Origin of the sequence: Sediminicoccus sp. BL-A-41-H5, assembly GCF_050632405.1 — a bacterium.
Lineage (GTDB): Bacteria > Pseudomonadota > Alphaproteobacteria > Acetobacterales > Acetobacteraceae > Roseococcus.
This window is the reverse complement of the sequence record NZ_CP192601.1, coordinates 4,546,078-4,570,000: the sequence shown is the minus strand read 5'-3', so window position 1 is coordinate 4,570,000 and position 23,923 is coordinate 4,546,078. Positions and strand designations below refer to the sequence as shown.

25 protein-coding genes (1 of these 25 cut by a window edge) are annotated in these 23,923 nt (G+C 71.2%); 14 read left to right on the top strand and 11 right to left on the bottom strand.

The genetic code is table 11. The features are described from left to right. A protein-coding gene (locus ACQ860_RS22435) for a Bug family tripartite tricarboxylate transporter substrate binding protein (protein WP_431305524.1) crosses the window boundary here: on the bottom strand, positions 1 to 237 show its start. Its footprint begins 729 nt before the window's first position; 237 of the gene's 966 nt are visible here — the first part of the coding sequence; its start codon is at positions 235 to 237; the stop codon falls past the left edge of the window. A gap of 52 nt (positions 238 to 289) precedes the next feature. After that, the gene (locus tag ACQ860_RS22430) at positions 290 to 1,153 is read right to left on the bottom strand and encodes a LysR family transcriptional regulator (RefSeq protein ID WP_431305523.1); all 864 of its coding nucleotides are present in this window, start codon (positions 1,151 to 1,153) and stop codon (positions 290 to 292) included. Positions 1,154 to 1,257: 104 nt separating this feature from the next. Here ACQ860_RS22430 and ACQ860_RS22425 point away from each other — a divergent pair, with 104 nt between their 5' ends. After that, positions 1,258 to 1,488: a DUF1127 domain-containing protein gene (locus ACQ860_RS22425; protein ID WP_431305522.1), complete on the top strand. Its 231-nt coding sequence runs from the start codon at positions 1,258 to 1,260 to the stop codon at positions 1,486 to 1,488. A 31-nt stretch (positions 1,489 to 1,519) separates the two neighbouring features. On the opposite strand, the gene ACQ860_RS22420 is transcribed toward ACQ860_RS22425, so the two are convergent. Continuing rightward, the gene (locus tag ACQ860_RS22420; protein WP_431305521.1) at positions 1,520 to 2,311 is read right to left on the bottom strand and encodes a trypsin-like peptidase domain-containing protein; all 792 of its coding nucleotides are present in this window, start codon (positions 2,309 to 2,311) and stop codon (positions 1,520 to 1,522) included. Positions 2,312 to 2,481: 170 nt separating this feature from the next. On the opposite strand from ACQ860_RS22420, the gene ACQ860_RS22415 reads away from it, so the two are divergent. The 4 genes from ACQ860_RS22415 to ACQ860_RS22400 all read left to right on the top strand — a co-directional run bounded on the left by ACQ860_RS22415 (position 2,482) and on the right by ACQ860_RS22400 (position 8,771). Further along, the gene (locus ACQ860_RS22415) at positions 2,482 to 3,249 is read left to right on the top strand and encodes an ImuA family protein (protein ID WP_431305520.1); all 768 of its coding nucleotides are present in this window, start codon (positions 2,482 to 2,484) and stop codon (positions 3,247 to 3,249) included. Positions 3,250 to 3,367: 118 nt separating this feature from the next. Further along, complete coding sequence (locus tag ACQ860_RS22410; RefSeq protein ID WP_431305519.1) at positions 3,368 to 4,717, top strand: hypothetical protein; 1,350 nt, start codon at positions 3,368 to 3,370, stop codon at positions 4,715 to 4,717. 233 nt (positions 4,718 to 4,950) lie between these two features. Beyond that, the gene (locus ACQ860_RS22405) at positions 4,951 to 8,157 is read left to right on the top strand and encodes an error-prone DNA polymerase (protein WP_431305518.1); all 3,207 of its coding nucleotides are present in this window, start codon (positions 4,951 to 4,953) and stop codon (positions 8,155 to 8,157) included. Positions 8,158 to 8,345: 188 nt separating this feature from the next. Continuing rightward, positions 8,346 to 8,771, top strand: a complete 426-nt coding sequence (locus ACQ860_RS22400) for a hypothetical protein (RefSeq protein WP_431305517.1) — start codon at positions 8,346 to 8,348, stop codon at positions 8,769 to 8,771. Here the strand turns inward: ACQ860_RS22400 and ACQ860_RS22395 are convergent. Both ACQ860_RS22395 and ACQ860_RS22390 read right to left on the bottom strand, forming a co-directional pair. Further along, positions 8,766 to 10,097, bottom strand: coding sequence for an MATE family efflux transporter (locus ACQ860_RS22395; RefSeq protein ID WP_431305516.1), 1,332 nt, complete (start codon positions 10,095 to 10,097; stop codon positions 8,766 to 8,768). The two genes, ACQ860_RS22400 and ACQ860_RS22395, sit on opposite strands and share 6 nt — an antisense overlap. Beyond that, positions 10,094 to 11,344 (bottom strand): NAD(P)/FAD-dependent oxidoreductase, encoded by a 1,251-nt coding sequence (locus tag ACQ860_RS22390; RefSeq protein ID WP_431305515.1) that lies wholly within the window; start codon positions 11,342 to 11,344, stop codon positions 10,094 to 10,096. Before ACQ860_RS22390 ends, ACQ860_RS22395 begins: the two co-directional genes overlap by 4 nt. A 74-nt stretch (positions 11,345 to 11,418) precedes the next feature. On the opposite strand from ACQ860_RS22390, the gene ACQ860_RS22385 reads away from it, so the two are divergent. The 4 genes from ACQ860_RS22385 to ACQ860_RS22370 all read left to right on the top strand — a co-directional run bounded on the left by ACQ860_RS22385 (position 11,419) and on the right by ACQ860_RS22370 (position 15,313). Continuing rightward, positions 11,419 to 12,300: a TauD/TfdA dioxygenase family protein gene (locus ACQ860_RS22385; protein ID WP_431305514.1), complete on the top strand. Its 882-nt coding sequence runs from the start codon at positions 11,419 to 11,421 to the stop codon at positions 12,298 to 12,300. Next, on the top strand, positions 12,297 to 13,169 hold the full coding sequence (locus ACQ860_RS22380) for a fumarylacetoacetate hydrolase family protein (RefSeq protein ID WP_431305513.1): 873 nt from the start codon (positions 12,297 to 12,299) through the stop codon (positions 13,167 to 13,169). The genes ACQ860_RS22385 and ACQ860_RS22380 overlap by 4 nt, the downstream gene beginning before the upstream one ends. Positions 13,170 to 13,240: 71 nt before the next feature. Beyond that, positions 13,241 to 14,215 (top strand): Bug family tripartite tricarboxylate transporter substrate binding protein, encoded by a 975-nt coding sequence (locus ACQ860_RS22375; RefSeq protein ID WP_431305512.1) that lies wholly within the window; start codon positions 13,241 to 13,243, stop codon positions 14,213 to 14,215. Positions 14,216 to 14,218: 3 nt separating this feature from the next. Continuing rightward, positions 14,219 to 15,313, top strand: coding sequence for an Ldh family oxidoreductase (locus ACQ860_RS22370; protein ID WP_431305511.1), 1,095 nt, complete (start codon positions 14,219 to 14,221; stop codon positions 15,311 to 15,313). A 235-nt stretch (positions 15,314 to 15,548) separates the two neighbouring features. Here ACQ860_RS22370 and ACQ860_RS22365 read toward each other — a convergent pair whose 3' ends face one another. Together ACQ860_RS22365 and wecC are read right to left on the bottom strand one after the other, a co-directional pair. Then, positions 15,549 to 15,929: a nuclear transport factor 2 family protein gene (locus ACQ860_RS22365; protein WP_431305510.1), complete on the bottom strand. Its 381-nt coding sequence runs from the start codon at positions 15,927 to 15,929 to the stop codon at positions 15,549 to 15,551. 26 nt (positions 15,930 to 15,955) lie between these two features. Continuing rightward, positions 15,956 to 17,167, bottom strand: a complete 1,212-nt coding sequence (wecC, locus tag ACQ860_RS22360) for a UDP-N-acetyl-D-mannosamine dehydrogenase (RefSeq protein ID WP_431305509.1) — start codon at positions 17,165 to 17,167, stop codon at positions 15,956 to 15,958. Between the two features lie 77 nt (positions 17,168 to 17,244). Between wecC and ACQ860_RS22355 the strand changes: the two genes are divergently transcribed. The 5 genes from ACQ860_RS22355 to ACQ860_RS22335 all read left to right on the top strand — a co-directional run bounded on the left by ACQ860_RS22355 (position 17,245) and on the right by ACQ860_RS22335 (position 20,693). Further along, positions 17,245 to 18,201 carry a Bug family tripartite tricarboxylate transporter substrate binding protein gene (locus tag ACQ860_RS22355; protein ID WP_431305508.1) on the top strand — a complete coding sequence of 319 codons (957 nt, stop codon included), beginning with the start codon at positions 17,245 to 17,247 and terminating at the stop codon, positions 18,199 to 18,201. A gap of 135 nt (positions 18,202 to 18,336) precedes the next feature. Beyond that, entirely contained in the window at positions 18,337 to 19,206 is an 870-nt protein-coding gene (locus ACQ860_RS22350) for an isocitrate lyase/PEP mutase family protein (RefSeq protein ID WP_431305507.1), read from the top strand. A gap of 4 nt (positions 19,207 to 19,210) precedes the next feature. Further along, positions 19,211 to 19,924: a haloacid dehalogenase type II gene (locus ACQ860_RS22345; RefSeq protein ID WP_431305506.1), complete on the top strand. Its 714-nt coding sequence runs from the start codon at positions 19,211 to 19,213 to the stop codon at positions 19,922 to 19,924. Positions 19,925 to 20,010: 86 nt separating this feature from the next. Continuing rightward, entirely contained in the window at positions 20,011 to 20,412 is a 402-nt protein-coding gene (locus tag ACQ860_RS22340; RefSeq protein ID WP_431305505.1) for a Rap1a/Tai family immunity protein, read from the top strand. 8 nt (positions 20,413 to 20,420) lie between these two features. Next, positions 20,421 to 20,693 carry a glycine zipper domain-containing protein gene (locus tag ACQ860_RS22335; protein ID WP_431305504.1) on the top strand — a complete coding sequence of 91 codons (273 nt, stop codon included), beginning with the start codon at positions 20,421 to 20,423 and terminating at the stop codon, positions 20,691 to 20,693. Here the strand turns inward: ACQ860_RS22335 and ACQ860_RS22330 are convergent. The 4 genes from ACQ860_RS22330 to ACQ860_RS22315 form a co-directional block, all read right to left on the bottom strand. Continuing rightward, positions 20,687 to 21,517, bottom strand: a complete 831-nt coding sequence (locus ACQ860_RS22330; protein WP_431305503.1) for an inositol monophosphatase family protein — start codon at positions 21,515 to 21,517, stop codon at positions 20,687 to 20,689. The two genes, ACQ860_RS22335 and ACQ860_RS22330, sit on opposite strands and share 7 nt — an antisense overlap. Beyond that, positions 21,514 to 22,731: a GTPase HflX gene (gene hflX / locus ACQ860_RS22325; protein WP_431305502.1), complete on the bottom strand. Its 1,218-nt coding sequence runs from the start codon at positions 22,729 to 22,731 to the stop codon at positions 21,514 to 21,516. Before hflX ends, ACQ860_RS22330 begins: the two co-directional genes overlap by 4 nt. A 94-nt stretch (positions 22,732 to 22,825) precedes the next feature. Continuing rightward, positions 22,826 to 23,152 (bottom strand): RNA chaperone Hfq, encoded by a 327-nt coding sequence (hfq, locus tag ACQ860_RS22320; protein WP_431305501.1) that lies wholly within the window; start codon positions 23,150 to 23,152, stop codon positions 22,826 to 22,828. Positions 23,153 to 23,239: 87 nt separating this feature from the next. Next, entirely contained in the window at positions 23,240 to 23,878 is a 639-nt protein-coding gene (locus ACQ860_RS22315) for an HAD family hydrolase (RefSeq protein ID WP_431305500.1), read from the bottom strand. Positions 23,879 to 23,923: the final 45 nt, after the last annotated feature.

The following is a 23,923-nucleotide window of genomic DNA, read 5'->3' as shown; positions in this document are numbered from 1 at the left end:
CGCCGTCTCGGTGGAGGCGACGGAGCCCGAGGCGCCGGCCCGGTTGTCCACCACCACGGGCCGGCCGAGGATCTCCTGCAGGCGCGGCTGCAGGATGCGCGCCACCGTGTCGTTCGAGCCGCCGGGCGGGAAGGGAATGATGATGCGGACCGGCCGCTCGGGCCAGGATTGCGCCCAGGCGCCCGTGGCGAGCGCCGGCGTTGCAAGCAAGGAGGCGATGGCGGAACGGCGGCGCATTCTGGCTTCCCCGGTGTGACCGAGGGAGCAGACCACAGCCCCGCGCGCCGCCTCAAGAAGCTTGTGCGAAACCCGCGCGAATGGCCTCCACCAGCGCGTGCGCGCCGGGCGAGAGCGGCGCCTCGCCCAAGGCCAGCAGGATGCCCATCTCGCCGAGCGGCGGCAGCCCCTCTGGCTCGCCCATCCAGACCAGGCCGGGCGGCAGGCGCGTGGGCGTCGAGATGGTCAGCGCCAGGCCCGCCAGCGCCACGGCGAAGCAGCCCGATTGCGTGGTGCTGTTGTAGCTGACGCGCACACGCCGGCCCTCGCGGCCCAGCGCCTCCAGCGCCGCGCGGCGCCAGGTGCAGCCAGGATGCGCGGCGGCGAGCGGCAGCGGGTCGCGCTTGTGCAGCGTGCTGCCCTGCGGCCCCACCCAGCGCAGCGGGCCACGCCAGACCTCCTCGCCATCGCGGCCGTGCCCCTCGGTCAGCAGCGCGAGGTCGAGATGGCCGTGCTCCAGACGCCGGGCCAGCTCCTCCGAGCTCATGCAGAGCACATCCACCTCGATGCCTGGATGGGTGCGGCCAAAATGCGCGAGAATCCCGGGCAGCCATTGCAGCGCGTAGTCATCCGGGCTGCCCAGGCGCACCTGGCCGGTCAGCGCCGGCGCGCGGAAGGTGGTGATGATCTCCTCGTTCAGCGCGAGCAGGGTGCGGGCGCGCTCCAGCAGCCAGGCGCCCTTCGAGGTCGGCTCCAGGCCGCGATGGCCGCGGCGCAGCAATTCCTCGCCCAGGATCTCCTCCAGGCGGCGCATCTGCATGGAGACGGCGGATTGGGTGCGGCCGATCTTCTCGGCGGTGCGGGTCACGCTCTCCCCCTCGGCGATGAGGACGAAGCTGCGGAGCAGTTCGGGGTCGAGGCCGGCCGGGAGATTCATGGCAAGACATCACAATAATTGATGTTCACCGTCAAGATTAGTCGTTTGAATGATGATTGCATGACTGGGATAAGCAAGGGGCGCTTTCGCAAAAGGAAAAGACCATGTCCGCCCAGCTCAACCCCCTCCCCTCCGCCTCGCGGCTTCCCGCGCGGTTCGGGACGCCGAAGCTCAGCTTCGGGTGGGTGACCTGGCTGGCCCGCGTCTGGCGCGCCTATGACACCCGCCGTCAATTGGCCGAGCTGGACCCGCATCTGCTGCGCGACATCGGCGTGACGCGGCTGGACGCGCAGCTCGAAACGGCCCGCAAGCCCTGGGACATCCAGGGGGGCTGACCCGGCCTTGCGGCCGGAGGGGGGGCGGTGATCACGGCCGGGGCGAGGCGGCCAGCCGGCCCTCCGCCCAGCCCGCCGCCTCCCGCCAGGGGCGGTGGCGCAGGGCCACCGCCGGCTGCGCCGGGGTGGCGGCGAGCGGGACGCCGAGGCGCTCCGCCTCGGCCATCGCCTCGCGGATGTCGAGGATGAAGACCTGCCGGCTTGCGCCCTCGGCGAGGCCGGCGAGGTCCACGCCGGTCATGGCGGCCAGCAGCGGCGCCGCGCCCGGCTGCGGCAGGGCGGTGGTGAGCCCCATCACATGCCCCCGGCCATCCACCACGGGCCCGCCGGAAAATCCCATCAGCGCGCCCAGTCCCGCCGTGAAGCCGGGGCCGAATCCGCGCATCTGCACATAGGGGCGCGCGACCCGCCCCTCGGCCAAGGCGCGCCCCAGCCCCTCGGGGCCGAGCGCCCAGACCGCCTCGCCGGCCACCGGCAATTCAGGGGCGATCGGGGCGGGGCGCAGGAAGCCCTCCGGCATGCGCAGCACGGCGAGGTCCATGCGCGGGCTCGCCGCGACCAGCCGGGCCGGCGCCTCGGCCAGGCCATCGGCGCGGCGCAGCGTGACCGGGCCGCCGGCCTGGCGCAGGACATGGGCGTTGGTCAGGACGTGGCGGTCATCCACCGCGATGGCCGCCCCCACCGAGACGCCACCGGCCTGGAGGCTGGCCAGGCTGTCGCGGGCCACGCGGGCGGCGGGCGTTCCCGCCGCCTGCTCGGCCGGCAGGCCGGCGCAGCCTGCGAGCAGCAGGCCGCCCAGGAACATTCCGAGAAAGCGGCGCATGTTTTCCGGCATGGCAATATTGCACCTGCGGTTCGATCCGTTTCATGGTGCGATATAAAAATTAACAATTTCTGAGAGATGGCGGCTGGACCCGGAATTCCAAGACCTTCCAGCTTGACCGGAAGCTTGACCTTCGAGGGCCAGGGGGATTAGAACATTTCAAGAACAACATGCTCCTCTCCCCGCGCCCCTCCCCGACCGAACCCGAGCCGCCCGCCGCGGCGGCGATGGACCGCGCCGGCCTGCTGGCCGGGCTGCGGGCGCGCATCGCGCGCCTTGATCCGGGGCTCGAGACCGGCCGCGCCACCCTGCCCCTCTCGCCCGAGCTGGACGCCTATCTGCCCTGGGGCGGCTTGCCGCTGGCCGGGCTGCATGAGGTGCTGGCGGCCGAGCCGGGGGCCGGCATGGGCTTTGCGGCCCTGCTGCTGGCCCGCGCCCAGGCGGCGCTGCCCGGCCGCTCCATCCTCTGGATCGCGGATGAGCCGGATGCCTATCCGCCCGGCCTCGCCACGCTGGGGCTTTCCGCCGCCGGCCTGATCCTGGTGCGCGCGCCCCGTCCGGCCGATGCGCTCTGGGCGGCGGAGGAGGGGCTGCGCTGCCCGGCCATCGCCGCGGCCCTGGTGATGAATGTAACGCCCGACCTCACCGCCGCGCGACGCCTGCAGCTCGCCGCCGAAACCGGGGGCGGCATCGGCCTGCTGCTGCGCGGCGAGGACGAGGCGCCCGGCCCGACCGCGGCACTGACCCGCTGGCGCCTGGCCGCCCGGCCGAGCGAGGGCGGCTCGGCCCATCAGATCGGCGATCCGGCCTGGGAGATTGCGCTGCTGCGGGCGCGGGGCGGCAGGCCGGGGGCCTGGGCGGGGGAATGGGATGCGCTGCGCGGCGAATTGCGGGTGATGGGGGCGGCTCCGCCGAACAAGCGGGCTTTGGGGGCATGAAAGAGGCACGAAAAAGGGCCTCCGGCGGCTGGGGCCGAAAGGCCCCAGACCCCAATCCCTTCAAGAACTTCCGGCCGAGGCCTCGGAATGTCCATTTGTCCGAAAGGGCACAGGACCGATGACGGGGCGGCGCGCTGCGCGGACACCGCGGCTGCCGCTCTTCGAGGCGGGGCCACCGACGCCCCCTGCCCTCACCCCCGCCTCGGAACAGGCCACCGGAACCCGCCGCTTCCTCATGCTGCACGGGCCGGGCCTCGCTTGCCCGCGCGCCGCCATCTGGGCGCTGCGCTTCTCACCCCTCGTCGGCCTCTGGCGCGAGGCAGGGCTGCTGATCGAAACCACCGGCCTGCCCGAAGCCGAGCCCGCCCTGCTCGCCCGCATCCTCGCCGCCTTCGAGCGCGCCGGACGCCCGGCGCGCGGCCTTCTCGGCGCCGCGCCCGCCGCGCTGGCCGCCCTGCTGCGCGCGGGCCTGCCCTCCCAGGTGCTGGACCCCATGCCCGACCTGGCGCGCCTGCCGGTCAGCGCCCTGGCCTTGCCGCCTGAGGTGATCGCCGCCCTGCATCGCCTGGGCCTGCGGGATCTCGCGGCGCTGGAGGCGCAGCCGCGCGGCCCGCTGGCCCGGCGCTTCGGCCCCGCCATCGCCCAGGAACTGGCGGCGCTGCGCGGCGCCATCGCCCCCTTCACCCCCATCCGGCCGCCGCCCAAGCACGTGGCGGCGCGGGACTGTCTCTCGCCTTTGGTGACCGCCCCGGGGCTGGAGCGCGCGATCGGCGGGCTGATCGCCCGGCTCTGCGAGGGGCTGCTCGCCGCGGGCGAGGGCGCGCGCGTGCTGCGCCTCACCGCCTTCCGGGGCGACGGTTCCTGGCAGGAACTCCGCCAGGGCCTCGGCCAGGCGAGCCGCGAGCCCGCCCATCTGCACCGCCTGCTGGCCCGGCGCGTGGAGGAGCTGCGGCCGGAACTCGGCTTCGAGCGCCTGGTCCTGGCCGCCGAGGTGACGGAGGCCCTCGCCCCCCGCCAGGCGGGATTACCCGGCGAGGACACGGCGCCCGAGGAGCTGGCTGCGCTGCTCGACCGGCTGGGGCAGCGGGTGAAGCTCTGGCGGCTGGCACCCCATGCCTCGCATTGGCCCGAGCGCGCGCTGCGCCGCGTCAGCCCTTTCGCCAAGCCCTCGCATTTTCTGCCGGCCGCGCGCCCGGTGCGTCTGCTGCGCCGCCCCCTGCCGCTGGAGGCGGTGGCGCTCCTGCCCGATGCGCCCCCTTCCCTGCTCCGGCTGGGGCGGCAGAGCCATCGCATCCTGCGCGCCATGGGGCCGGAGCGGCTGGAGCCCGAATGGTGGAACGGCCACGCCGCCCGGCCGCGCGATTATTACCTGGTGGAGACCCAGGGCGGCGCCCGCTGGTGGGTCTGCCGCAGCGGCGCCCCCGGCGCGCCGGATGCCCGGTGGTACCTGCATGGAAATTTTGTTTAGGCCCTCAAGCGCCGGGCGCGCGCTCCGCGCGCTTGGCTTCGCCGCGCCACGGTCGTGCCGGGCCAGGAGGGCGGTTGGGCGGCGCCGGCCGCATGCGCGGCCGGATCCTCGGAAGGAGCGCCAAGCTTCCAAAACCTGCGCTGCCCTTCGCGTATCCGCGCCGAATAGGCGCGGCGGAACGCTTCAGCGTTCCGAAGCCAAGCCGGCGGAGCCGGCGCCCGGCGTTTGAGGACATGGCATATTCCTTCGGCGAGCCTGCCGCCTTCTCCAACTTCTCCTTTCTGGAGGGGGCGTCGCATGCGCGCGAGCTGGTCGAGACGGCGCAGCGCCTCGGCCATTCCCTGATCGGCGTGGCGGACCGGCAGGGCTTCGCCGGCAGCGTGCAGGCCATGGTCGCGGCCGAGCAGGCGGGGCTGCGCTACCTGCTCGGCGTGCGGCTCACCCTGCTGGATGGCTGCGAATACCTGGCCTGGCCCAGCGACCGCGCCGCCTATGGGCGGCTGACTTCCATGCTCTCGGCCGCGCGGATGGAAGCGCCCAAGGGGGAATGCCCGCTGACGCGCGAGGCGCTGCTGGCGGCCAGCCCCGGTCAGGCGCTGGCGCTCATCGCCCCCCGCAAGCCCGGCATGGGTTTCGCCACGCGGCTCAGGCGCGATGCGGCGGAGTTCGGCCGCGCGCTGGCGATGCCGCTGATGGTGGCCGTCCACCACCGCGCCACCGGGGATGAGCGCGCGCGGCTCGATGCGCTGGCGGCGATGGGGGCGCGGCTGATCGTGGCCGGCGGCGTGCGCTACCACACGCCGCAACGGCGGCGCCTCGCCGATGTGCTGACCGCCATCCGCCTCGGCCGCACCGTGGACGAACTCGGCCTCGACGCCGAGCCCAATGCCGAAGCCTGCCTCAAGCCCGAGGCCGAGCTGCGCCGCCTCTTCCAGGGCCATGACGGGGCGCTGGACCGCGTGGCCGAGCTGGCGGAGGTGGCACGGTTTTCGCTGCGCGAACTCGCCTATGAATACCCGGACGAGATCCTCGACCCCGGCCGCACGCCGCAGCAGACGCTGGAAGCCCGCGTGGCGGAAGCGACAAGCCACATCTGGCCCGAAGGCGTGCCGCCGAAGGTCGCGCGGCAGATCGCGCATGAACTCGCGCTGATCGGCAAGCTGAACTACGCGCCCTATTTCCTGACGGTGCACGAGATCGTGCGCTACGCCCGTTCGAAGGACATCCTCTGCCAGGGGCGCGGCTCGGCCGCCAATTCGGCGGTGTGCTACGCGCTCGGCATCACCGCCGTGCCGCCCGACAAGCATGACCTGCTCTTCGAGCGCTTCATCAGCGAGGCGCGGGACGAGCCGCCCGACATCGACGTGGATTTCGAGCATGAGCGGCGCGAGGAGGTGATCCAGCACATCTATGAGCGCTACGGCCGGCATCGCGCCGCCATCGCCGCCACCGTCATCCGCTTCCGCGAGCGCAGCGCGATCCGCGAGGTGGGCAAGGCGCTGGGCCTCGGCGAGGAGGTCACGGCGCCGCTGGCCAAGGCCGTCTGGGGCGCGGGCGATGCGAGCTGGGAGGAGATCGCCGCCGAGCATGGGCTGGACGCGGAAGACCCGCGCCTCAAGCTCGCCTGCGAATTGGCCGATGAGATCCAGGATTTCCCGCGCCACCTGGCCACGCATGTCGGCGGCTTCGTCATCACGCGCGGGCCGCTGACCGAGCTTTGCATCGTCACCCGCGCGGCGATGGAGAACCGCCACACCATCGAATGGGACAAGGACGACATCGAGGCGCTGCGCATGCTGAAGGTGGATGTGCTGGGCCTCGGCATGCTGAGCTGCATCCGGCGCGCGCTGGCGCTGATCGGCAAGTCCGCGCTGACGGACATCCCGCAGGATGACCCCGCCACCTATGAGATGCTGAGCCGGGCGGACAGCCTCGGTGTCTTCCAGGTGGAGAGCCGGGCGCAGATGAACATGCTGCCGCGCCTGCGCCCACGCGAATTCTACGACCTGGTGATCGAGGTCGCGATCGTCAGGCCAGGGCCGATCCAGGGCGACATGGTGCATCCCTATCTGCGGCGGCGGAATGGCGAGGAGCCGGTGGAGGTGCCGCCGGGGCTGGAGGAGGTGCTGGGCAAGACGCTCGGCGTGCCGCTCTTCCAGGAACAGGCGATGAAGATCGCGATCGTGGGGGCGGGCTTTTCCGCGACACGCGCGGACCAGTTGCGGCGCGCCATGGCGACCTTCAAGCGCAACGGCCAGCTTCCGCAATTCCGCGCCGAATTCCTCGAAGGCATGGCGCGGAACGGCTACGACCCGGGCTTCGCCGAACGCTGCTTCCGCCAGCTCGAAGGCTTCGGCACCTATGGCTTTCCGGAGAGCCATGCGGCGAGCTTCGCGCAGCTCGTCTACATCTCGGCCTGGCTGAAATGCCACCACCCGGCGGCCTTCGCGGCCGCATTGCTGAACAGCCAGCCCATGGGCTTCTACGCGCCCGCGCAGATCATCCGCGATGCGCGCGAGCATGGCGTGCGGGTGCGGCCGGTGGATGTGACGGTGAGCGAGTGGGACTGCACGCTGGAGGATGCTGACCCGGCCGATTCAGACCCTCGGGCTGTGCCCTCGGATCATCGGGCGGAGGGCGATCTGCGTTTAGGCCTGCGCCTCGTGACGGGCCTCTCGGACAAGGTGGCGCAGCGCATCACGGAGGCGCGTCCCTTCGCCGATTTCCGCGACATGGTGCGCCGCGCGGCGCTGGATCGCGGCGCGGTGGAACGCCTGGCCGAGGCGGATGCGCTGCGCGGCCTCGGCCTCGATCGCCGCGCGGCGCTGTGGGAGGCGGCGGCGGTGGAGCACGCGACCGCCCTCGCCGCCCCGATCACCGAGGCCGCGCCGCAACTCCCGCTGGCCACGGCGGGCGAGCGCGTGGTGCTGGATTACGCCGGCACGGGCCTGACCCTTGGGCCGCATCCGCTGGCGCTGCTGCGCGGCGAGCTTGCACGGCGGGGCGCCGTCAGCACGCGGGATTATGCGCAGGCGCGGCAGGGGAAATGGCTGCGCGTGGCGGGCCTCGTCCTCGTGCGGCAGCGGCCGGGGAGTGCGAAGGGCGTGATGTTCTTCACCATCGAGGATGAGCACGGCACGGCCAACCTCGTCCTCTTCCCCGACATCTCGCAGCGCTTCCGGCGCGAGGTGGTGGCGGCGCGCCTGGTCATCGCCGAAGGGCGCCTCGAACGCACCGAGGCGCATGTGCCCATCCTGCACCTGCTGGTCCGCAAGCTGGAGGACCACTCGGCCCTGCTGCACGGGCTGCATGAGCTGGACGGCGACACCTGGGCGCGCGGCATCGCCCATGCGGATGAGGTGCTGCGGCCCAACCTCTCGCCCGATCCGCGGGTGAAAAGGAAGGAGGCGCTGCGGCAGCCGAGCAGGGATTTTCATTGATGATGCCCTCAAACGCCGGGCGCGCGCGCCGCGCGCTTGGCTTCGCCGCGCCACGGGTGTGCTGGGCCCGCAGCGCGGTTGGGCGGCGCCGGCCGCGGGGCGGCCGGATTCTCCCGAGGCAACGTCACTCCCTATTTGCGAATCATTCTCATTTGCAGCATACTCCTCGCAGCACGGAGAACCTGCCCATGGCGACTCGCGGCCTTCCCACCTGGCCCCACCTCAATGACAGCCCGGACAACCTGCCCGAGCCCGAGCGCCTGCTGCTGGACGCCGCCCGCGCCTGGGCCGGCCCCGGCCCCGCCGGCCCGGTGGGCGAGGCCGCGCTGGTCCTGGCCGCCGCCGGCGTGGAAGGTGCCGCGCTCAGGCTCGACCCGCTGCTGCGCGCGCTGCCCGGCCTGCAGATGTGCTGCCCGCTCTGCCCCAGCATCAATCCCGCGGAATCCGCGCTGCTGCTGGCCATTGCCGCCGTGCAGCAAGGCCGGCGCAGCATGGGCCTCGGCCTGCTGCACCGGCTCGCCCCGCCGCTCGGCGCCTATCGCGCCATGCCGGCGTTGATCCACCTCGCGGGCGCGCTCCGCCGCGGCGGCGTCACCTTCGAGGCACGGCTATGAGCGCGGCCCCCAGACGCTGGCCCGCACCGCCACCGCCGCCAGCACGCCATAGGCGGTGACGCCGAGCGCCACGGCCAGGAACTGCCCGTCCATGCCGAGGCCCAGCACATCGCCCAAGAGCCAGCCGCCGCCCACCGCGATGCCGAGTCGCGAGACGCCGGCCAGGATCGGGTAGCCCATCCGCCCCGCGCCCATCGCCGCGAAATACATCGCCATGCCGAGGCCGAAGCCGCCGAAGGCCGGCCCGATGAAGGTGAGCGCCCGCGCCGCGATCGCCGCCACCTCGGCATCCGAGGCGAAGAGGTTCGCGAAGAAGAGCGGCTGGACCGCGACCGAAATCCCCACCGTGGAACAAACGCCAAAGGCCATCAGCCCACCCACCCAGGCGGTGCGCCGCGCCGTCTCCCAATCCCCCTGCCCCACCGCGCGACCGACCAGCGCCGTCAGCGCCGAACCAACGCCGAAGGCAAGCGGGATCATCATGAACTCGAGCCGCGCCGAGACGCCGTAAGCCGCCACCACCGCCGCGCCATAGGAGGCGAGCCGCGCCGTGACCAGGATGGTGGCGAGATTCGCGATCAGCGCCAGCGTGCAGGCGATGGCGCCGACGGCCAGGATGCGCCGGAACAGCGCCCATTGCAGCTTCACCCGCAGGTTCGGCGTGAAGCCGGCCGCACCCGAGAACACCACCTTCGCCATGACCCCCGCCGCGCCCCAGAAACAGAGCGCAAAGGCGAGGCCGAGGCCGATCAGCCCCATCCCCAGCGTCTCGGCCAGCAGGAAACCCAGCGCCGGATAGCCGAGCCAGGCGAAGTTCAGCACCCGCGCCGCCAGCGCATGCTTGCCCGCGCCGCGCAGGATGGAGCCCAGCGTATTGGCCATCCAGGCCGGCACGGCGCCGAGGCCGAACATCACAGCGGCGTAGGGCGCGCCGGCGGCCGCCGCCTCCGGCCCGCCGATCCAACCCAGCAGCGTCCAGGGGAAGCCCGCCAGCAGGATCACGAACATCGCCGCGAAGCCGAGCGCGATGAGCAACGCATGCACCGCGAGTGCGGAGGCCTCTTCCGGCTTCTTCGCCCCCAGCGCGCGCGCGATGGCGCTCACCACGCCGCCGCCCATGGCACCGGCCGACATCTGGCCCAGCAGCAGCGCGAAGGGCAGCACGACCGCCCAGCCCGCAAGCGCCGAACGCCCGAGCCGCGCCGCGATCCAGGTCTCGATCAGCAGCGCCACCACCTGCAGCGCCGAGAGCAGCGTCGTCGGCGCGGCCAGCGCCAGGATGCGCTTGGCCAGCTCGCCCGAGCTGGGCCGGGCGGCGGCGCTCACGCGAAACGCTCGACGCCGAAGGGTGTCAGGTCGGCATTGGGCCTGGGCCCCAGCATGGCGGCCGCCAGCAGCGCGCCGGTCGGCGCCGAGCCGGTCAGCCCCAGATGCCCGTGGCCGAAGGCGCACCAGAGCCCGGGCCATGCCGCGACCGGCCCCACCACCGGCAGGCTGTCCGGCAGGCAGGGGCGATGGCCCATCCAATGCGGCTTGGCGTCACGCGTGTCGGCCTGCGGATAGACCTTCGCCAGATCCTCCAGCAGCATCGCCGCGCGGGCCGGGTTGGGCGGCGCCTCGGTGCCGCCGAACTCGACCGTGCCCGCGATGCGCAGCCCCTCCTCCATCGGGGTGATGAAGGCCTTGCGGTCGGCCGGCACCACGGGCCGGCGCGGCATCACACCCGGGTTCGGCAGCATGATGTGGTATCCGCGCTGGCTCTCCAGCGGCACCTTGATGCCGAGCGGCGCGAGCAGCTTCGCCGACCAGGCGCCGGCGGCGAGCACGACGTGATCGGCCAGGACCGGCGCGCCATCCACCATGGCGCCGGTCACGCCATGCCCCTCGGTGATCAGCGCCGAGACGGAACCACGCAGGATGCGCCCGCCCATCCGCTCGATCCCGCGCGCGATGACGCGCGCCTGCCGCAGGGGATTCACCGAATGCCCCTGGCGCGGCAGGAAGACCGCCACGCCGTAGGTCTCCGACACCTCGGGCTCCAGCGCGAGGATGCCCGCGCGGTCCAGCACCTGCATCTCGAGCCCATGCTGGCGCCGCAGCGTCCAGGCGGCGTCATCTTTCGCCAGGTGCTGCGCGTCCCGGTAGAGATAGAGCTGGCCATTGTGGGTGATGAGGTCGAGCGCGCCCTCGGCCGCCAGGATTTCCAGGTGTCGCTCCTCCGCGCCATGCAGCAGCACGGCCAGCGCCTCGGCAATCTCCTGCACGCGCTCGGGCCGCGCCTCCAGCACGAAGCGCCAGAGCCAGGGGAAGGCGGCGGGCCAGTAGCGCGTGGGGATATGCAGTGCCCCCTTCGGGTCCAGCAGCATGCCCGGCACCTGCTTCAGCACCCCCGGCATGGCGAGCGGCGCGACCGAGCCGCCCGAGATCGCGCCCGCATTGCCGGAGGAAGTGCCCTCGCCCGGCCCTTCGCGATCCACCAGCGTCACCTCGGCGCCCTGGCGGGCGAGATACCAGGCGCAGCACAGGCCGACGATGCCGGCGCCGATGACAAGGATGCGAGGTCTTGGGTCCATGATCCGGGATGCTCGCGCATGATTGACGCGCCCGCAATGCGGCCCGAAGGTTTCGGCAAAGATGGAGGAACACCATGCGGATCGTGCCCAACAATACGGGCCTCGGCGCGCGCATTCATGACCTGGATCTGAGCCGGCCGCTGACGCCGGAGGATTTCCGCGCCGTGCTCCGCGCCCTCGGCGAATACGGCGTGCTCTGCTTCCCCGGGCAGGACCTCGATGCGCCGCAGCTCGCCACCTATGCGCGCCGCTTCGGCGAGCTGGAGGTGAATGTGGCCAACCTGTTCCACGCCCCAGGCCTGCCCGAGATCATGATCCTCTCCAACAAGCGCGATGCGGCGGGCAAGCCCGTGGGCCTGAACGATGCCGGCCAGGGCTGGCACACCGACATGAGCTACTCGACCGAGATCGCGCTCGCGAACGTGCTGCACGCGAAGGAGGTGCCGCAGCGCGAGGGCCGTCCGCTCGGCGACACGCAGTTCCGCAACATGCACGCCGCCTATGAGGATTTGCCCGCCGAGGTGAAGCAGCGCCTGGAAGGCCGCGTCGCCATCCATGACTTCCAGAAGTTCTGGGACATGATGCGCATCCGCCCCGGCTCCATCCGCGGCCCGCTGACGCCCGAGCAGCGCGCGAAGAAGCCGCCCGTCCGCCAGCCCATCTTCCGCACGCACCCCATCACCGGGCGGCGCGTGCTCTATTGCAACCCGGGCTACGCGATGGAGATCGAAGGGCTGGACAAGGCCGAGAGCGACGCGCTGCTCGACTATCTCTTCCGCCACCAGTCGCAGGCGAAATACCTGCACAGCCACGCCTGGAGTCCTGGCGACGTGCTGATGTGGGACAATATCGGCACCACCCACAATGCCCGCGCCGATTATGGGCCCGATGAGCCGCGCTTCATCCTGCGCGCCCAGGTGATGGCGAGCCTCGACTACGCGGCGCTCGCGGCATGAGGCTCGCGACCCTGAAGGATGGCCGGCTGGCCGGCGTGCTGCCCGATGCGCTGGTGCCGCTGGCCGACGCCCTGCGCGCCGCCGGCGGCGGCGCGCTGCCGGGCGAGATGACCGCGCTGCTGGCCGATGAGGCCGCGACGGTCGAGGCCGCCCGCGCCATCGCCTTCGCCGCCCGCCCGGAGAATGCCGCGCTGCGCCTCAAGCTGGACGAGGCGCTGCTGGAAGCCCCGCTGCGCCCGGGCAAGATCATCGGCGTCGGCCGGAATTACGGCGCGCATGCGAACGAGGTGGGCGGGCCGAAGCTGGAGGCGCCCAAGCTCTTCCTCAAGCCGACCTCCTCGGTCTGCGGCCCGGGCACGGCGGTGCTGATCCCGCGCGCCGTCACCAAGCCGGATTGGGAGGCGGAGCTCGCCGTCATCATCGGCGCACCCGCCTATGAGGTGGAGGAGCGCGTGGCGCTGGATCACGTCGCCGGCTACACCATCCTGAACGACATCTCGGCCCGCGAATTCCAGTTCGACCAGCCGCTCGCCATGACCAGCTTCGCCAAGGGCCTCTCGCAATTCTGCCCGATCGGCCCCTGGATCGTCACCGCCGATGAGCTGGGGGAGCCATGGGCGCTGGATGTGGATTGCACGCTGAACGGCGAAAGCGTGCAGCATGGCAACACACGGGAGCTGATCTTCTCCGTGCCCGCCCTGATTGCCTATATCAGCCGCTTCATGCGGCTGGAGACGGGCGACATTATCGCCACCGGCACACCCTCCGGCTCCGGCCATTTCCGCAACCCGCCCCGCTACCTGCAGAGCGGCGATGCCCTGGCGCTCAGCGTCTCGGGCATCGGCACGCTGCGGCATTCGATCGCATAGGAGCCTGATCGCTTCTGGCGGCTCCACCAGAAGCGAGAATCAGCCTCCCCATATCGTTGAGGAAACGCCCCATGCTTCGCGCACTCAGCCTGCTGCTTCTGCTGGCGACGCCGGCCCTGGCCCAACCCCGCGCCCCGGGCACGGATTACCCGAACCGCCCGGTGCGCGTCGTCGTGGCCCTCGCGCCCGGCGGCAATGCGGACATCAACGCGCGCCTTGTCTCCACCGCGCTCAGCAACGCGCTGGGCCAGCAATTCATCGTGGAGAACCGCCCCTCCGGCGGCGGCGTGGTGGCGATGGAGACGGTGGGGCGCGCGCCCGCCGATGGCTACACGCTGCTGGTCGGCGCGCTCGGCTCGCATGCGCTGAATGTGGGGCTCTATCGCAACCTGCCGGTGCATCCACTGGCGGGTCTCGATCACATCACCATCAGCTCGGAAAGCGCCATGGTGGTGATGGTGCATCCCTCCACCGGCTGGCGCAGCCTGGCCGACATGCAGCGCGCGCTGCGGGCGCGGCCGAACCATTACACCTTCGGCTCCTCGGGCAATGGCACCACGGGGCACATCGCCTCGGCGCTGCTGCTGAGCCAGATGGGGGTGACGGCGCAGCACATTCCCTATCGGGGCTCCGCGGCGTCCTTCGCGGATCTCTCCGCCGGGCGCCTCCAGTTCCAGACCGACACCATCTCCTTCGTCGAGCAGCATGTGCGCGCGGGCACGGTGAACGGCCTGGCCATCGGCACCAACACGCGCTCGCCGATGCTGCCCGACGTGCCGACGGCGGCCGAGGCAGGCTTCCCCGGCTTCCAGGCGACGACCTGGACACCGTGGTCCAGCGCCATCGGCACGCCGCCCGTGATCCTGGAATTCCTGCAGCAGCAGATCGCGGCACAGCTGGCTGCAGGCCCCGTGCGTGAGCGCATCCTGGCGCTGGGCAACACCATCCCCGAGAACATGACGCCCACCCGCACCCGCGCCTTCATCGCCGCGGAGATCGAGAAATGGGTGCCCATCGTGCGGGCCACCGGGGCCACGGTGGATTGAGCCATGCTGCACGCGACCCACGACTCCATCCGCGCCCAGATCCTCGCCATCCTGGAGGCCTGGGGCAGCCCGCCGCACCTCGCCGAGACCACCGCCGACATCATGGTCGAGACCGACCTGACGGGCGTGGACAGCCACGGCATCTCGATGCTCATGGCCTATGAGGATCTGCTCAAGCGCGGCCAGCTCCGCATCGCGGGAGAGCCGCGCGTGGTGCGCGATTTCGCGGCGACGGCGATGGTGGATGGCGCGGATGGCCTGGGCCACCCCGCCGCCTTCATGGGCATGAAGCTCGCCGTCGAGAAGGCGCGCGCCTTCGGCATCGGCGCCGTCGGCGTCGTGAACAGCCATCATTTCGGCGCGGCCGGCTGCTATGCGCGGATCGCGTCCGATGCCGGGCTGATCGGCCTCGTCACCTCCTCCACGCGTGGCATCCTGATGGTGCCGACGCGCGCGGCGGAACCCGTGCTCGGCACCAACCCCATCGCCTTCGCGGCCCCCGCAGGCCGGCACAAGCCCGTGGTGCTCGACATGGCGACGACGACGGTCGCGGGCAACAAGGTCAAGGTCTATCACCTGAACGACAAGCCGATCCCGGAGGGCTGGGTGCAGGATGGCGAGGGGAAACCCGTCACCGACAGCCACGTCGCCAACGACTATGTGTTCAAGCACAGGGAGGGCGGCATCACGCCGGTGGGCGGCCCGGAATCACTCGGCGGGCACAAGGGCTACGGCCTGGCGCTGATGGCCCACATCCTGGGCGGCACGCTGGTGGGCGCCAGCTTCTCGCCGATCCGCAACCGCACGCAGAAGCCGGATGACCCGAACAATATCGGCCACTTCATGCTGGCGGTGGACCCGCGCGCCTTCCGGGACATCGAGGGCTATGAGACTGACCTCGATGCCGTGATTGACGTGCTGCACGGCACACGCCCGGCCGACGCCGCCAAGCCCGTGCTCGTGCCGGGCGAACCGGAGGAGGCGTCCCGCGCCAAGCGGCTGGTCGAGGGCATCCCGATGCCGGAGAGCCTGGTGCAGCATGTGCGTGACGTCGCGGCGCGGGCGGGCGTGGACTACATGCTGAAGCCGGCCGGCTGACACCGACCGCCCGACCAGAACACCAGTTCAAGCAACGCCATGCCCTGGCAGAATCCGCGCCGAACAGGCGCGGCGGAACGCTTCAGCGTTCCAAAGCCAAGCGCGCGGACGAGCGCGCCCGGCGCCTGAGGGCATAACAACGACGTTTGCGAGGCGAATAGCCGAGCCGGATCGCTTCAGCGATCCGAAGCCAAGGCCGCGGACGCGGCCGCCCGGCGCCTGAGGGCACCAAAAATCAAGCGGAGCGCAGCTCCGTATGAAAACTCTTGCTGACGATCTTCCAGCCCTCCGCGGTCTTCAGCAGCAGCAGGTAGTCGGTGAAGTAGCGCGGCGGGATGCAGCAATTCACCTTCACGCAGGCCGCGTCCTCCCCCGCCATGTCGATGGCGAGGATGCGGTCCTCCCGCGCCAGGCTGCGCGAGGCGGGCGAAGGCCGGCCGGCGATCATGGTGAGCCAGTCGGCGCGGGGCAGGTCCACGACCTTGCCATCCACCACATTGTAGAGATGCGCGACCGTATGGAAGGCGGCGCTGATCTTGGCGCCGTCGCCCTCGTAGAGCCCATCCAGATAGGTTTGCACCACCGCCTCGATCGCGGAGAGGGCGGGCAGGGTCATGGAAGCATGGGGGGCACCATCAGGCATCAGGCGTTCTCCTCGTCGCGGAACAGGCCGCGTGTGTCCAGGGTGCGCCGCCCCGCGCGCTGCGCGGTGGTGATGCGGCGGAAGGCGGCGTGGTCGGTCAATACCAGCAAGGCGCCCGGGCCGACCAGCGCCTCTTCCAGGGGCACCAGCGGTGCCGCGAGGCCCGGCGGGGCGGCGCGCAGATGCGGCTCCACCGCCACCACCTGCCCCGGATGGCGCCGCGCCAGTTCCACCGCGATCTCCAGCGCCGGGCTCTCGCGCAGGTCGCCGACATCCGCCTTGAAGGCGAGGCCGAGGCAGATCACCCGCTCGCCCGCCGCGCACAGCGCCGAGGCCTGCTCGAGCACGGCAGCGCGCTTCGCCGCATCCACCGCGCGCGCGGCGGGGATCAGGCGCGCGGCATCGGGCGCGCCATGCGCCAGGAACCAGGGGTCCACCGCGATGCAATGCCCGCCCACGCCTGGGCCGGGGCGCAGGATGTTCACGCGCGGGTGACGATTGGCGAGTTCGATGACGCGCCAGGGATCAAGGCCATGCTGCGCCGCGATCAGCGAGAGCTCATTGGCGAAGGCGATGTTCACGTCGCGGAAGGCGTTCTCCGAGAGCTTCATCATCTCGGCCGTGGCCGCATCCGTGCCCAGCACCTCGCCGCGCACGAAGCGGCGGTAGAATTCCTGCGCGCGCCGTGTCGCCTCCGGCGTCAGGCCGCCGGCCACGCGGTCATTCTCCACGAGTTCGGTGAGGATGCGGCCGGGCAGCACGCGCTCCGGCCCGTAGGCGATGGCGAGGTCGGTCAGATCGGGGCGCAAGGCGGCCAGCAGTTCGGCGGTCCGCGCCGTGGTGCCGATGGGGCTCGTGCTTTCCAGCAGCACCAGGTTGCCGGGGCGCAGCGCCGGGGCCAGGGCGCGCGTCGCATCCCAGACATGCTCCAGCATCGGCGCATTGCCCGGCCCGAGCGGCGTGGGCACCGCGATGATGAAGACATCGGCCGGCGGCGGCTCGGCATGCAGCGTGAAATGCCCGGCGCGGAGCGCGCGTTCCAGCAGCGCCTCGACATCGGCCTCGGCGATGTGGATGCGGCCCGCCGCCAGCGTGGCGCGCACGGCCGCGTTGCTGTCCACGCCCTGAACGGCCATGCCGCGGCTCGCCAGCAGGGCGGCGGTGGGCAGGCCGACATAGCCGAGGCCGATCACGGTCACACGCGGATTCATGAACCCAGGGTTGCATACTCCCGGGGCTTCCGCCCACAGCCATCACGCGCAAAACTCCGGTAACCGGAGGAAGATCCATGCTACGCCGACGCCATCTCCTGGCCCTGCCCGCGCTGCTGCCAACCGCTGCCCTGGCGCAGCCGGCCTGGCCGCAAAAGCCCGTCCGCCTCATCGTGCCCTATGCGGCCGGCGGCGGCACCGACATCCTGGCCCGCGCCATGGCCGAGGCGCTGCGGCCCAGCCTGCCGCATCCCATCATCGTCGAGAATCGGGCCGGGGCTGCCGGCGTCATCGGCAGCGAAATCGTCGCCCGCGCCGACCCGGACGGCCACACGCTCACCGCCGTGGTGTCCACGCATGTGATGAACCGCCATGTGCTGGCGCAGATCCCCTACGACCCGATCCGCGACTTCACGCCCGTCTCCATGCTGACGCGCAACACCATGGTGCTGGCCGCCTCGCACACGCTGCCCTTCACCGACATCCAGGGGCTGCGCGCCTTCGCCGTCGCCAACCCGGCACGGCTCTCCACCGGCAGCACCGAGGCGCTCTCGCAATTCATCGGCCAGGAGCTGGCCCGCCGCCTGCGCCTGGAGATTCCGGATGTGCAGTATCGCTCGGGCGGGCAGCTGATGACGGATGTGGTGGCGGGCCACCTGCCGCTCGGCTGGACCAGCACGGCCAGCGCCACGCCGCATCTCGCCACCGGCCGTACGCGCATCATCGCCGTCAGCACCGCGACCCGCACGCCCTTCTTCCCGGATGTGCCGACCGTGCAGGAACAGGGCATCCCCGATTTCGACCTGGCCGGCTGGGTGGCGCTGCTGGCGCCGGCCGGCCTGCCCGACGCCATCTCGGCCCGTATCCGCGCCGCGGTGGATGGCGCCTTCGCCGACCAGGCCTTCCGCGCCCGCCTGACCGCGCTCGGCATCGAGCCTGATTTGCGCGCACCTGCCGAAACCCTTGCCGCCATGCAGCGCGAGGACCGCATCTGGGCCGCGGCCAGCGCCGCCGGCCACATCGCCCGCCAGTGACGCGAAGCTTGCGTCCGTCGCTGCGCCCCTCCCGCAAGCATCACGTCACTTCAACTTGTTGCGTGGCCTGCTGATCCCTGGACATCGCCGTGGAGAACGGCGACGTCCAGGGGCAGGACACAGGAAAGGATCCACATGGCAAACCCCTCCCTCAAGGCCGCCTTCGACGCGAAGAAGTTCATCGTCGCCCCCGGCATCTTCGACATGATCAGCACGCGCGTGGCGGATGGCATGGGCTTCGACTGCCTCTACGCCACGGGCTTCGGCACCGTCGCCTCGCATCTCGGCGTGGCCGATGCCGGCATCGCGACCTACACGGACATGGTGGGCCGCATGGGCCGCTTCGCGCAGATGGCGAAGACGCCGATCATCGCCGATGCGGATACCGGCTATGGCGGCCTGCTCAACGTGCGCCACACCGTCATGGGCTATGAGGCGGCCGGCATCTCGGGCATCCAGCTTGAGGACCAGGAGATGCCGAAGAAATGCGGCCACACCCCCGGCCGCAGCGTGATCCCGGCCGAGGACATGGTCCTCAAGCTCAAGGTCGCGGTCGAAGCCCGGCGCGATCCGAACTTCCTGATCGTGGCGCGCACCGATGCGCGGACCAGCCTGGGCCTGGAAGAGGCCATCCGCCGCGGCCGCATGTATGGCGATGCGGGTGCGGACATCGTCTTCATTGAAAGCCCCGAGACCGAGGCCGAGATGGTCGAGATCGGGCGCTCCATCGCCAAGCCGCTGCTGGCGAACAATGTCGAGGGCGGCCGCACGCCCATCCTGCCCGCCGCGCGCCTGAAGGAGATCGGCTACAGCATCGCCATCTATCCGGGTGCGGGCTTCCTCGCCGTCAGCGCCGCGCTGGAGCGCGTCTATTCCCACCTGCTGAAGAACGGCGACACCAACGGCCTGCCGGCGCAGGAAAGCTACGGCTTCGGCCGCATGTGCGAGCTGATGGGCTTCCCGGAGGTCTGGGAGTTCGACAAGAAATGGGCACGGAAGGACTGAGGCGATGCAACAGGTAAAGGCCCTCGTCTTCGACGTCTTCGGCACGGTGGTGGATTGGCGCAGCGGGGTGGCGCGCGAACTCGCCGGCTATCTCTCCGCGATCGGCCGCACCGATCTCGACCCTTTCCTCCTCGCCGATGCCTGGCGCCGGCGCTACCAGCCGGCGATGGAGGAGTGCCGCTCCGGGCGACGCCCCTTCACGCGGCTCGATGTGCTGCACCGGGAGAACCTGGAGGCGATGCTGTCGGATCACGGCGTCACCGGCTGCAAGGCCAGTGATCTGGATGCGCTGAACCTCGCCTGGCACAAGCTCGACCCCTGGCCGGATGTGCTGCTGGGCCTGCATCGCCTGAAGCGCAACTACTTCCTGGCGCCGCTGTCCAACGGGAACATCGCGCTCTTGGCGAACATGGCCAAGCGCGCGCGCATCCCCTGGGACGCGATCCTCGGCGCCGAGCCGGTGCAGGCCTACAAGCCGCAGCCCGAGGCCTATCTGCGCACGGCGGATCTGCTGGCGATGCGGCCGGATGAGGTCTGCCTCGTCGCGGCGCATAATGGCGACCTGCGGGCGGCGCGCGCCGCCGGCCTCGCCACCGCCTTCATCCCGCGCCCGACGGAGCACGGCGCGGGGCAGACGATTGATCTCACGGCCGAAGACCCCTGGGACTGCGTGGCGGCCGACTTCGTGGATCTGGCGCAGAAGCTGAACTGCGGCTGATCCCGGCCTGAGCGTGGCGGCAACCCGGGACCGCCTGTCGGGTTCTCTCCGCAACGCGGCCTGGCGGGCCGCGCGGAGGGAAGCCGATGCGACCAACGATCCCCATCCTGGCCTTGTGCCTTGCCAGTGGCCAGGCCCAGGCGCAGCCACGCCAGGTTGACCATGTGCAGACCGCGAGCGACCTCGCCGCGGTCTGCGACCCTGCCACCAGCGGCGTGGTCCGGCTCGAAGCCATCGCCTATTGCCAGGGCTTCCTCACCAGCGCCGGGCAGTATCACGCGCTGATCTATCCGCAGGGGGGGCCCCTGCGCCCGCTCTTCTGCGTGCCCAACCCCGGCCCCAGCGTCGCGGAATCCGGCATCGGCTTCGCCCGCTGGGTCCGCGAGAACCCGGGCTACGCGAATGAGCCCGCACTCGACAGCCTGTTGCGCTGGGCCCAGGCGCGCTTCCCCTGCCCCGCCACCCCCCCGCGCCGGAGGGCACGCTGATGCGCCGCATGGCCTTCGCCCTCCTGGTCGGCCTGGGATTGTCCGGCTGTGTCGAGATGAACCAGACCCAGCAGACCACCGCGACCGGCGCGCTGGGCGGCGCCGCCCTGGGTGGCATCATTGGCTCCTTCAGCGGCAATGCGGGACTGGGCGCGCTGCTTGGTGCCGGCGTCGGAGGCGCGGGCGGCTATCTCTATGACCAGTCACAGCAGCAACGCGCCTATGGCTACCAGCTCGCACCGCGCGGCTACAGCCAGCAGCCCCATGACAAGCCTTACTGAAGCCCCAGCAGCCCCTCGCGCAGCGCCTGCCAGCCCGCCACATCCGGCGCGCAGATCAGCCCACCCGTGTGCTTGCGCGGCGAATAGGCGCCGCCGTCGAACTGCGCGGAATATCCGCCCGCCTCGGCATGCAGCAGCGCACCCGCCGCGTGATCCCAGGGCATGAGCTTGTTGTAGACCAGCGCGTGCAGCCCGCCCGTCGCGGCCAGGCGATACTCATGCGCGGCGCAGCGGAAGTTCAGCGTGCCGGCAAGTTGCGAGAGGCGCGGCAGCAGATGCGCCTTGCGCTCCGGCGGCAGGAAGCCCCAGGAGATGGCGCCCACCATGCGGCCGAGCGGCGCGGGCGCGGCCACGCGGCAACCCACACGATGGCCGGAGGGCGCCTCGATCCAGGCCCCCTCGCCCCGCAGCGCGATCGCCGTATCATCGCCCATCGGGTCATGGATCCAGCCGGCGATGGTCTCGCCGTGATGCACGGCGGCCAGCATCACGCCGAAGAGCGGCACGCCGCCCGCGAAATTGGCCGTGCCATCCACCGGGTCCAGCACGAAGCAGAGCTCGGCCTCCAGCATCCGCGTCAGCAGCGCGGGGTCGGCCGCCGTCGCCTCCTCGCCCAGGATCAATGCCGTGGGGTAGCGGGCCGCGAGTGCAGCGCTCAGCCGGCGCTCGGCCGCCTCATCCGCCTCGGTGACGAGGTCGAGCGGGCCGGATTTGGCGCGGATATCACCGCTCGCCAGGCGCCGGAAACGCGGCAGGATCTCGGCCTGCGCCGCCTCGCGCAGCAGCGCCGCGATCTCGCTCGCCGCGGCCGCGGAAAATCTCACGAAAGCAGCTCGTAGCGCGCGCGATTGGCGGGCGAGATGCGAACGGTGAGCTGAATGCGGTCCTCGCCATCCACGCGCTCCAGCACTTCGCCATGGCGGTAAAGCCAGGCGAGGCGCGAACCATCTTCGGTCGGCAGTTCGAAGCGCTCGGTCACCATGGTCTCGGCCAGGCGTGCATCCAGCGCGTCGCGCAGCACATCCAGCCCCTCACCCGTCAACGCGGAGACGGCGATGCCGCCCGCCGCGCGCGAGGCAAGGGCCTCGGGCCCGCCCAGCAGGTCGGCCTTGTTCAGCACCTCGATGCAACGGCCGCGCCAGCCCGCATCCAGTGCGGCATCCGGCCCCTCGGTCATCTCGTCCAGCACCGCGTTCACATCATTGCGCTGCGCCGTGCTGTCCGGATGCGCCACGTCGCGCACATGCAGGATGATGTCGGCGGCCGCGACCTCCTCCAGCGTGGCGCGGAAGGCCTCGATGAGCTGCGTGGGCAGGTCGCTGATGAAGCCCACTGTATCGGAAAGGATCGCATGCCGCCCCGAGGGGAGCGTGATCTGCCGCATGGTGGGATCGAGCGTGGCGAACAGCTGGTCCTGCGCGTAGACCGTCGCACCGGTCAGCGCGTTGAACAGCGTGGACTTGCCGGCATTGGTGTAGCCGACGAGCGCGATCACCGGGAAGGGCACGCGCTCGCGCGCCTTGCGGTGCAGGCCGCGGGTACGCCGCACCTGCTCCAGCTCGCGCTTGAGGCGGATGATGCGGTCGCCGATCAGGCGCCGGTCGATCTCGATCTGGCTTTCACCGGGGCCACCCAGGAAGCCGAAGCCGCCGCGCTGCCGCTCGAGGTGCGTCCAGGACCGGACGAGGCGCGTGCGCTGGTATTCCAGATGCGCAAGTTCCACCTGCAGCGTGCCCTCGCGCGTGCGGGCGCGCTCGCCGAAGATCTCGAGGATCAGGCCGGTGCGATCGATGACCTTGGCGCCCCAGGCGCGCTCCAGGTTGCGCTGCTGCACGGGCGTCAGCGCCGCATCCACGATGACCAGCGTCGCTCCCTGCTCCTCCAGCGCCTGATGGACCATCTCCACCTGGCCCTCGCCCAGCAGGGTGGAGGGGCGGCGCTGGCGCAGCGGATGGATCGCCGAATGGACGATCATGACGCCGATGGAAGCGGCGAGCCCTACGGCCTCCGCGAGCCGCGCCTCGGCGGCGCGTGGCATCCCGCCCGTGGGCGCGAATTCCAGGACGTTCGAGCGCTGCGTGCGCTCGAAGGGCAGGATGACGGCCGCGCGCGTCGGCGCGGCCGCGACATCTTCACTCTTCGCGGGCAGCGGCTGGCTCCCGCGACATGGTCAGCGTCGTCTCGCGAATGGGCGTGCCCGTGGCGGGCGGCGTGGTGGCGGCGCCCGCGGCCTGCGGGTCGAACAGCATGATGGGGGCGCCCGGCATCACGGTGCTGATCGCATGCTTGTAGACGAGCTGCGTGTGGCCGTCCCGCCGCAGCAGCACGGAGAAGTTGTCGAACCAGGTGATGATGCCCTGGAGTTTGACGCCATTGACGAGGAACACCGTCACCGGGGTCTTGCTCTTGCGAACGTGGTTCAGGAACACGTCCTGCACGTTCTGGGACTTCTCGGCCATCACGGCCTCCTTCTTCTTCTTGGTCGCGGGCCCCCGTCACCGAGGAGCCCACCGCCTTGCCATGAAGGCAATGTCGGTCGTCCCGGATCACTTGTCCAGAGCGTGCAAACGGTCCGCAAGTTGCACGCCATCGGGGAAGGCCATATCGGGCGCGCAGGCGGCGATTCCGCCGTCATGCGCGGCATCGCCCAGCAGCACGGCGCGGCAGCCCGCCGCGCGGGCCGCCTGCATGTCGATGGACGTATCGCCCACGTACCAGACATGCGGGCCGGCGCTGAGCCCCATGCGTTGCAGGGCCAGGTGCAGCGGCGCGCCCGAGGGCTTGTCCGCCACCGCATCCCCCGCGCCGACCAGCGCGCCGAAGCGCGTCGCCCAGCCCAGATGCGCGGCCTCCTTGCGGAGCAGCGGGCCCTGCTTGTTGGAGACGACGCCGAGCGGCAGATGCGCCAGCGCATCCAGCATGGCGATGGTGGCCGGAAGCGGGCGGATCACTTCCAGATGGGTGGCATGCACCGCCTCGTAGAAGATGTCCCGCGCGCGTTCCCATTCGGCGCCAAAATGCTCGGGGAAACTGTCGCGCAGCGATTTGCGGACATTGGCCAGCACCTGCTCGCGCGTCCAGGCGGGCTTGCCGAAGGCGGCGAAGGCCGCGTTCAGCCCCGCCTCGATCGCGGCCCAGCCATCGATCAGGGTGTTGTCCCAGTCGAAGAGGATGGCGGTCGGCATGATCTGATCGCCCGACCGATTCTGCTCTCCGGGCTGCGCCCTCCG

Bases quoted from the DNA above. Each gene is read 5' to 3' on its own strand.
- ACQ860_RS22430 (WP_431305523.1), bottom strand. From the start codon at position 1,153: ATGAATCTCCCGGCCGGCCTCGACCCCGAACTGCTCCGCAGCTTCGTC.
- ACQ860_RS22425 (WP_431305522.1), top strand. From the start codon at position 1,258: ATGTCCGCCCAGCTCAACCCCCTCCCCTCCGCCTCGCGGCTTCCCGCG.
- ACQ860_RS22420 (WP_431305521.1), bottom strand. From the start codon at position 2,311: ATGCGCCGCTTTCTCGGAATGTTCCTGGGCGGCCTGCTGCTCGCAGGC.
- ACQ860_RS22415 (WP_431305520.1), top strand. From the start codon at position 2,482: ATGCTCCTCTCCCCGCGCCCCTCCCCGACCGAACCCGAGCCGCCCGCC.
- ACQ860_RS22410 (WP_431305519.1), top strand. From the start codon at position 3,368: ATGACGGGGCGGCGCGCTGCGCGGACACCGCGGCTGCCGCTCTTCGAG.
- ACQ860_RS22405 (WP_431305518.1), top strand. From the start codon at position 4,951: ATGGCATATTCCTTCGGCGAGCCTGCCGCCTTCTCCAACTTCTCCTTT.
- ACQ860_RS22400 (WP_431305517.1), top strand. From the start codon at position 8,346: ATGGCGACTCGCGGCCTTCCCACCTGGCCCCACCTCAATGACAGCCCG.
- ACQ860_RS22390 (WP_431305515.1), bottom strand. From the start codon at position 11,344: ATGGACCCAAGACCTCGCATCCTTGTCATCGGCGCCGGCATCGTCGGC.
- ACQ860_RS22385 (WP_431305514.1), top strand. From the start codon at position 11,419: ATGCGGATCGTGCCCAACAATACGGGCCTCGGCGCGCGCATTCATGAC.
- ACQ860_RS22380 (WP_431305513.1), top strand. From the start codon at position 12,297: ATGAGGCTCGCGACCCTGAAGGATGGCCGGCTGGCCGGCGTGCTGCCC.
- ACQ860_RS22375 (WP_431305512.1), top strand. From the start codon at position 13,241: ATGCTTCGCGCACTCAGCCTGCTGCTTCTGCTGGCGACGCCGGCCCTG.
- ACQ860_RS22370 (WP_431305511.1), top strand. From the start codon at position 14,219: ATGCTGCACGCGACCCACGACTCCATCCGCGCCCAGATCCTCGCCATC.
- ACQ860_RS22365 (WP_431305510.1), bottom strand. From the start codon at position 15,929: ATGACCCTGCCCGCCCTCTCCGCGATCGAGGCGGTGGTGCAAACCTAT.
- wecC (WP_431305509.1), bottom strand. From the start codon at position 17,167: ATGAATCCGCGTGTGACCGTGATCGGCCTCGGCTATGTCGGCCTGCCC.
- ACQ860_RS22355 (WP_431305508.1), top strand. From the start codon at position 17,245: ATGCTACGCCGACGCCATCTCCTGGCCCTGCCCGCGCTGCTGCCAACC.
- ACQ860_RS22350 (WP_431305507.1), top strand. From the start codon at position 18,337: ATGGCAAACCCCTCCCTCAAGGCCGCCTTCGACGCGAAGAAGTTCATC.
- ACQ860_RS22345 (WP_431305506.1), top strand. From the start codon at position 19,211: ATGCAACAGGTAAAGGCCCTCGTCTTCGACGTCTTCGGCACGGTGGTG.
- ACQ860_RS22340 (WP_431305505.1), top strand. From the start codon at position 20,011: ATGCGACCAACGATCCCCATCCTGGCCTTGTGCCTTGCCAGTGGCCAG.
- ACQ860_RS22335 (WP_431305504.1), top strand. From the start codon at position 20,421: ATGGCCTTCGCCCTCCTGGTCGGCCTGGGATTGTCCGGCTGTGTCGAG.
- hflX (WP_431305502.1), bottom strand. From the start codon at position 22,731: ATGCCACGCGCCGCCGAGGCGCGGCTCGCGGAGGCCGTAGGGCTCGCC.
- hfq (WP_431305501.1), bottom strand. From the start codon at position 23,152: ATGGCCGAGAAGTCCCAGAACGTGCAGGACGTGTTCCTGAACCACGTT.
- ACQ860_RS22315 (WP_431305500.1), bottom strand. From the start codon at position 23,878: ATGCCGACCGCCATCCTCTTCGACTGGGACAACACCCTGATCGATGGC.